The sequence below is a fragment of the Streptomyces caelestis genome (assembly GCF_001279005.1).
Lineage (GTDB): Bacteria > Actinomycetota > Actinomycetes > Streptomycetales > Streptomycetaceae > Streptomyces > Streptomyces heliomycini.
Genome location: NZ_LGCN01000262.1, coordinates 1 through 8,449 on the forward strand (window position 1 = coordinate 1; position 8,449 = coordinate 8,449).

Below are 8,449 nucleotides of genomic sequence, written 5' to 3' on the forward strand. Positions count from 1 at the left end.
GCTGCGGCGCATGCTCCTGGCCGTGGGACAGGCACACACGCGGGGCGTCGCCGTCGACTTCTCGCCCGTCTTCGACGGCACCGGGGCGGTCCGGACCGAGCTGCCCACCTACGCCTTCCAGCGCGAGCGGTTCTGGCTTTCCGGTACGCGGCCGACGGCCGACCGGTCCGGGGCGACGGGTGGCCGGTCCGACGCGGTGGACAGGCTGTGGGAGGAGCTCACGGCAGCAGAACCGGCGCGTCTGGCCGCGACGTTGAGCGTGACGCCACAGGCCCTGGACGAGGTGCTGCCCGCGCTGACGGCCTGGCGGGACGGCCGGACGCGGGAGCGGCGCGTCGACTCCTGGCGGCACCGCGTGGCCTGGCGACCGCTGGATGTGCCGCCCGCCGCAGCGCCGCCCGGGCGTTGGCTCGCCGTGTGCCCCTCGCAGGAGGCCGAGGGGGCCGCCGCCGACGTCGTGAGCGGGCTCGCGGCGCTCGGTCTCGATCTCACCGTCGTCACCGCCGAAGGGCCCGGGCAGAGCCGTGCCGCGCTGGCCGCCGCGCTCACCGAGGCTGCCGGAGAGCGGCCCCTCGCCGGAGTCCTCTCCCTGCTGGCGGACGAACAGCACCCGCACCCCGAACACCCCTCACTGCCCGGCGCGCTCGCCCTCACCCTCGCTCTGGTCCAGGCGCTCGGTGACGCCGGGACCGACGCGCCGCTGTGGTGCGTCACGCGCGGCACGGCCGTGATCGAAGCCGGGGAACGGCCGGGCGCTGCCGCGCACGCGGCCGTCGCGGGACTCGGCCGCTGTGCCGCGCTGGAACACCCCGACCGCTGGGGCGGTTCGATCGACCTGCCGCAGAAGCCGGACGAGCGGACACTGCGGCGGCTGTGCGCCGTACTGGCGTCCGTGACCGACGAGGACCAGGTCGCGGTCAGGGCGACCGGGGTCCACGGACGGCGGCTGCTGCCCGCGCCGGCGCACGGCAAAACGCCGGTCCCGGACCGGGCGTTCGGCCACGGCACGGTCCTCGTCACCGGCGGCACCGGAGGCGTCGGCTCCCACGTGGCGCGGTGGCTGGCCGCGCACGGCGCGGACCATCTGCTGCTCGTCGGCCGCCGCGGACCGCGGGCGCCCGGTGCGGACGCACTGCGCGCGGAACTGGAGGAGTCGGGTACCTCCGTGACCGTGGCGGCGTGCGACGTCACCGACCCGCGGCAGGTGACGGAGCTGCTCGGCGCACTGCCACCGGACCGTCCGCTGACCGCCGTCGTGCACGCGGCGGGCGTTCTCGACGACGGAGTCCTCGACGCCCTCACACCCGCACGGCTCTCCGTGTCGCTCCGGGCCAAGGTGACCGCCGCCGACGTGCTGCACCGGGCGACCGCGGACCTCGACCTGTCGGCGTTCGTCGTCTTCACCTCCCTCATGGGGGTCGTGGGCAACGCGGGACAGGCCAACTACGCGGCGGCCAACGCCGCGCTGGAGTCCTTCGTCGCCTCCCGGCGGGCCGACGGACTGCCCGGTACAGCCCTCGCCTGGGGCGCCTGGGCCGCCGGTGAGGGGATGCTCGCCGACGGCGTCGCGGGCCGGCTGCGGGACCGCGGTCTGTCCTCCATGGACCCCACGGTCGCCGTCACCGCCATCGGACGTGCCCTCACCCAGGACGACGCGCTGGTCGTCGTCGCCGACGCCGACTGGCGGCGGTTCGCCGGCACCGCGGGACCCCGCGCCGCCACGCTGCTCTCCGAGCTGACCGGCCGGGACGACGACAGGGTCGAGAGCCGGCCCGATACGTCCGACGGGTCCAAGGCGTCCGCGGGGTCCGAGGGGGCGCTGCGCGGTCAGCTCGCCGCCGTGCCCGTCGCCGAACGGGCGCGGTTCGTCACCGACCTCGTGCGGACGCACGCGGCGGCGGTGCTGCGGCACACCACACCCGACGCCGTGCATCCCGAACGGGCCTTCACAGAGCTGGGGTTCGACTCGCTGACGGCGGTCGAGCTGCGCAACCGGCTGGCCGCCGCCACCGACGTACGACTGCCCGCCACCGTGCTCTTCGACCGGCCCACACCGGCCGTCCTCGCCGAGCACCTCCTGTGCGAACTCGGTACGGTCGGCGGACCGGGCATCGCGAGCGGGCCCGCCCCCGACGCCCGGACCGGGACATCCACCGCCTCCGACGACGAACCCATCGCCGTCGTCGGCATGGGCTGCCGGTTCCCCGGCGGCGTGACGCGCCCCGAAGAGCTGTGGCGGCTGCTCACCGAGGGCCGGGACGCGGTCACCGACTGGCCCTCGGACCGAGGCTGGGACACAGCCGGACTCTACGACCCGGACCCGGACCGGCCCGGCACCACCTACTGCACCCGGGGCGCGTTTGTCACGGACGCCGCCGGCTTCGACGCCGGGTTCTTCGGTATCTCGCCGCGTGAGGCGCTCGCCATGGACCCGCAGCAGCGTCTCCTGCTGGAAACCGCCTGGGAGGCCGCGGAGCACGCCGGGCAGGACCCGACCGCGCTGCGCGGGCGCCGGGTCGGCGTCTTCGTCGGCACCAACGGCCAGGACTACCCGGGCCTCGTCGGCGCTGACCCCGAGGTGTCCGAAGGGCACCTCCTCACCGGCAACACCGCCAGTGTGATGTCCGGCCGGATCTCCTACGTCCTCGGTCTCCAAGGGCCCGCACTCACCGTGGACACGGCCTGCTCCTCGTCCCTGGTCGCCGTGCACCTCGCCACCCAGGCGTTGCGGCGCGGCGACTGCGAGCAGGCGTTCGCCGGCGGGGTCACGGTGATGAGCACGCCGCGCCTGTTCGTCGAGTTCAGCCGCCAACGCGGCCTGGCCCGTGACGGACGGTGCAAGGCGTTCGGGGCGGGCGCGGACGGCACCGCCTGGGGCGAGGGCGCCGGAGTCCTGCTCCTGGAGAGGCTGAGCGAGGCCCGTCGCCGCGGTCACCGGGTGCTGGCCGTGATCCGGGGCTCGGCCGTCAACCAGGACGGCGCGAGCAACGGTCTGACCGCCCCCAACGGGCCCGCCCAGCAGACCGTCGTCCGCGCCGCGCTCGCCGACGCCGGCCTGCGCCCCGACCAGGTCGACGCCGTGGAGGCGCACGGCACCGGCACCGTGCTCGGGGACCCCATCGAGGCCCAGGCACTCCAGGCCGTGCACGCCGGGCGGCCCGCCGGCCGGCCGCTGTGGCTCGGCTCGGTCAAGTCCAACATCGGGCACACCCAGGCCGCCGCCGGAGTCGCCGGGCTCATGAAGATGGTGCTCGCCCTCGGCGCCGGGGAACTGCCGGGCACGTTGCACGCCGATGAACCGAACCCGCACATCGACTGGTCCGCCGGTGCCGTACGGCTGCTCACCGGGCCGACGCCCTGGCCCCGGACGGACGAGCCGCGGCGGGCCGGAGTCTCCTCGTTCGGCATCAGCGGCACCAACGCCCACATCGTCGTGGAACAGGCACCGTCCGCCGAGACACCGGCGGCGGACGACGCACCCGGTACGGGGATCACCGTGCCGCTGCTGCTGTCCGCCCGCACCCCGGACGCCTTACGTGCACAGGCCGCACGGCTGCGTACGCATCTCACAGCGATGTATCCCGGTCCCGGAGCGACGTCCCTTGGCGAACACTCCGGCCGCTTCGCGGACGTCTCCCATGCCCTCGCCACCCGGCGTGCCGCGCTCGACCACCGCGCCGCCGTTCTCGGCCACGACCCCGGCGCGCTCCTCGCCGCTCTGGAAGCCCTGGCCGACGGGGCCTCCTCGGGACGGCTCGTCACCGGACACGCGGGCGCACCCGGCCGGACGGCTTTCCTCTTCCCCGGTCAGGGCAGCCAGCGGCCGGGCGCCGGCGCCGGTCTCTACCGCACCGAACCGGCTTTCGCCGACGCCCTCGACGACGTCCTCACCCACCTGGCACCGCACCTCTCCCCGGACCTCGCGGTGCCCCTGCGCGACATCATGTTCGCCGCTCCCGGCACCGGGCATGCCGCGCTCCTGGACCGCACCGGCTGCACTCAGCCCGCGCTGTTCGCCCTCCAGGTGGCGCTGTTCCGGCTGATGGAGCACTGGGGCGTACGGCCCGACGCACTGCTCGGGCACTCCATCGGCGAGCTCGCCGCCGCACACGTGGCCGGGGTGCTCGGTCTGTCGGACGCCTGCGCCCTGGTCGCCGCCCGTGGCCGCCTCATGGACGCGCTGCCCGGCGGCGGCGCCATGGTGGCCGTGGAGGCCGACGAGGAGGAGGTACGGACACTGCTCGCGGACGCCGGCGCCGACGCGGACGGTGTGTCGGTCGCCGCCGTCAACGGGCCGTGCTCCACCGTGCTGTCCGGCGACCGTACGCCCGTCCTGCGGCTCGCCGGGGTCTTCCGGGCGCGGGGCCGCCGCACCAAGGAACTCGCCGTCAGCCACGCCTTCCACTCGGTACGCATGGAGGCGATGCTCGACGCATTCCGTTCCGTGGCACACCGCGTGACGTACGCGCCGCCGCGCATCCCCGTCATCTCCAACCTCACCGGCGAGCGCGCCCCCGCCGACCAGCTGTGCGACCCCGAGTACTGGGTGCGGCAGGTCCGCGGCACCGTCCGCTTCCTCGACGGCGCCCGCACCCTGCTCGCGGAGTCCACCACCAGCTGTCTCGAACTCGGCCCGGCCGGCGTCCTGTCCGGACTCATCGAGGAGTGCCGCACCCCCGAGGACGACTGCCGCGCCGTACCGCTGCTGCGCGAGGGACGCACCGAGGCCGAGTCGCTGGCCGCGGCCCTCGCCGCCCTGCACGTACGGGGCGTGCCGGTCGACTGGAGCGTGGGCACCCCGGCCCACACGCCACCGCTCGACCTGCCCACCTATCCGTTCCAGCACCGCAGGTACTGGCCCGCGCCACGCCCGGCCGTCACCGCCTCCCCCGCCGACCCGGCGGACGCCTGGACCCACCGCGTCACCTGGCGCGCCCTGCCCGACCCGGCCCCCGCCCGGCTGTCCGGCAGCTGGCTGCTCGTCGTGCCCGAGGCGGCCGTCGGGGCGCCGCTCGCCGAGGCGTGCGGGGCCGCGCTCACCGGGCACGGCGCCGACGTGTCCGTCCTCGCCGTCCCCGACGGCACCGACCGGTCCGGCCTCGCCGCCCGCGTACCGTCCGGCATGACCGGCGTACTGTCGCTGCTCGCCCCTGTCACCGGTCCCGGAACCACCCTCCAACTCGTCCAGGCCCTCGGCGACGCGGGCGCCGACGCTCCGCTGTGGTGCGTCACCACCGGTGCCGTCGCCGTGGACGACAGCGGCCCGGACCGGCCCGAACAGGCCCAGGTGTGGGGCCTCGGCAGGGTCGCCGCGCTGGAACACCCGCGGCGCTGGGGCGGTCTCGTGGACCTGCCCGAACAACTCGACGACACCGCCATGCGACGCCTGTGCGCCCTGCTGGCCGGGGCCGTGCGCGCACCCGACGACGGCGGCGCCGACCGCTGCGCCGAGGACCAGGTGGCGGTCCGCGCGGACGGCCTGTACGGCCGCCGCCTGGTCAGGGAGCCTGCCGCCGGCGGTGATGGCCGCACGGCTGAGGGCGGCGCGCGCGCGTGGACGGTACGCGGCACCGTCCTCGTCACCGGCGGCACCGGCGGCCTCGGCGCCCAGGTGGCCCGCCGCCTGGCCCGGGGCGGCGCCGACCACCTCGTCCTGACCAGCCGCCGAGGTGCGCGGGCGCCCGGTGCCGCCGAACTCGTCCGGGAGCTGACCGCGGCGGGCACCCGTACCACCGTCGCGGCCTGCGACGTCGCCGACCGGCCGGCGCTCGCCGACCTCCTCGCCCGGCTCGCGGCCGACGGTGACACCGTACGGGCCGTCTTCCACGCGGCCGGTGTCACCTCCGCCACCCGTATCGAGGACTGCACGCCCGCGCTGCTCACCGAGGAGACCGCGGCCAAGGTGCGCGGAACCGTCCACCTCGACGCGCTGCTCGGCGACGGCCTGGAGGCCTTCGTGCTCTTCTCGTCGGTCTCCGCCGTCTGGGGCAGCGCGGGACAGGCCACCTACGCCGCCGCCAACGCCTTCCTCGACGCCGCCGCCGCGCGGCGGCGCGCACAGGGACGCGCCGCGACCTGCGTGGCCTGGGGGCCGTGGGCCGGGCCGGGCATGGCACAGGGGGAGACCGGCGCCCAACTGCGCCGCCTCGGCCTGGTCCCGATGGCACCCGAGGCGGCGCTCGACGCGCTGTGGCGGGCCCTGGAGCGGGACGACAGCGGCCTCGCCGTCGCGGACATGGACTGGGCGCGGTTCGCCCCAACCTTCCGTTCCGGGCGGGAGAGCGCCCTGTTCGGCGACCTTCTTGAGGCGACGACCGAGCCGGCGAACGGGCCGGTGGCCGCGGCGGGGCGGGACTCGGAGACCGACGCCGCCGTCCGCTGGCGCGAGCGGCTCGCCGTGCTGCCCGGCGCCGAGCGGCAGCGCCTGCTCACCGAGCTCGTGCGCACCGAGGCGGCCGCCGTCCTGGGCCACGACTCGCCGGTGGCCGTCGACGCCGGGCGGCCCTTCCACGACCTCGGCTTCGACTCGCTCACCGCCGTGGAACTGCGCAACCGCCTCGCCGCCGCCACCGGCCTCACCCTGCCCGCGAGCACCGTCTTCGACCACCCCACGGCCACCGTGCTCGGCCACCACCTGCTCACCGAACTGAACGGCGCCGCCCCCGAGGATTCCGAGGGCGCGCCCAGCGTGCCCGCCACGGCCACCGAGCCGTTGGCCGTCATCGGCATGGCCTGCCGCTTCCCGGGAGGCGTACGGAGCCCCGAGGATTTGTGGGACCTCGTCGTCGGCGAGCGGGACACGATCGGCCCGCTGCCCGACGACCGCGGCTGGCCCCTCGACGCCCTCTACGACCCCGACCCCGCGCGCGAAGGGACCTTCTACACGACCGGCGGCGGGTTCCTCGACGGCGCGGGGGACTTCGACGCCGAGTTCTTCGGGATATCGCCGCGCGAGGCCCTCGCCATGGACCCGCAGCAACGGCTCCTCCTGGAGACCTCGTGGGAGGCATTGGAACGCGCGGGCCTCGACCCCGGATCGCTGCGCGGCAGCCAGGGCGGCGTCTATCTGGGCGTCGCGGGCCAGGGATACGGTACCGGGCCGCGGGACGCGGCCGCCGACGTGGAGGGCCACCTGCTGAGCGGCACGGTCACGAGCGTCGCCTCCGGACGCATCGCCTACACCCTCGGCATCGAGGGCCCCGCCGTCACCGTCGAGACCGCCTGTTCCTCCTCGCTGGTCGCCCTGCATCTGGCCGGACAGGCGTTGCGCGCGGGGGAGTGCTCCTTCGCGCTCGTCGGCGGCGCCGCCGTCATGGCGTCCCCCGACGCCTTCGTGGAGTTCAGCCGCCAGCGCGGGCTCTCGCCCGACGGGCGCTGCAAGTCCTTCGCGGACGCCGCCGACGGCACCGGCTGGGGCGAGGGCGTCGGCGTCGTGGTGGTCGAACGGCTCTCCGAGGCCCGCCGCCGGGGGCACCGGGTCCTCGCCGTCGTCCGGGGCTCCGCCGTCAACCAGGACGGAGCCAGCAACGGCCTCACCGCCCCGAGCGGTCCCGCGCAGGAGCGCGTCCTGCGCCGGGCGCTGGCCGCCACTGGGCTGACCGGCGGTGACGTCGACCTCGTCGAGGCGCACGGCACCGGCACCACCCTCGGCGACCCCATCGAGGCCCAGGCACTGCTCGCCGTCTACGGCCAGGACCGGCCCGCGGAGCGTCCGTTGTGGCTCGGCTCGCTGAAGTCCAACATCGGCCACACCCAGGCCGCCGCGGGTGTCGCCGGGGTCATCAAGACGGTCATGGCCCTGCGGCACGGCCTGATGCCCCGCACCCTCCACGTCGACGTGCCTTCCACCAAGGTGGACTGGTCCAAGGGCGCGGTACGGCTGCTGACCGAGGCCCGCCCGTGGGAGGAGACCGGCCGTCCGCGCCGCGCCGGGGTCTCGTCGTTCGGCATGAGCGGCACCAACGCGCACGTGGTGCTCGAACTGGCCCCGGAGGGTCACCGGGTTCTGGACGGCGGCCGGGCCCCGGGCGAGGCCCCGGCGTCCGCGCCGCTCGTCGCGGTCACCGCACCCGAGCCGGTCCCCGGTGACGCGGTGGTCCTGCCGCTGTCCGCGGCCTCCGCCCCGGCCCTGCGGGCTCAGGCCCGCCGCCTTCGCGACCACGCCGAGGCCACGCCCGGGACGTCGCTCGCGGATCTCGCCCACGCGCTCGCCACCACCCGCACCGCGTTCCGCCACCGTGCCGCGGTGACCGGCCGCACCCGGCAGGAGATCCTCGGCGCGCTCACGGCTCTGGGGGCCGGGGCGCCCGCACCCGGTGCCGTCCTGGGCCGCGCGGGCGAGGCACGCACTGTGTTCGTGTTCCCCGGGCAGGGGTCGCAGTGGCCGGGGATGGCGCGTGAACTCCTTGCTTCGGATGCGGTGTTCGCGGCCCGGATCGCCGAGTGTGCG

At 76.0% G+C, this 8,449-nt stretch carries 1 pseudogene; it reads left to right on the top strand.

The features are described 5' to 3' along the window. Positions 1-7: 7 nt before the first annotated feature. A pseudogene (locus tag ADK41_RS35885) lies at positions 8-8,449 on the top strand (SDR family NAD(P)-dependent oxidoreductase); the annotation flags it as partial.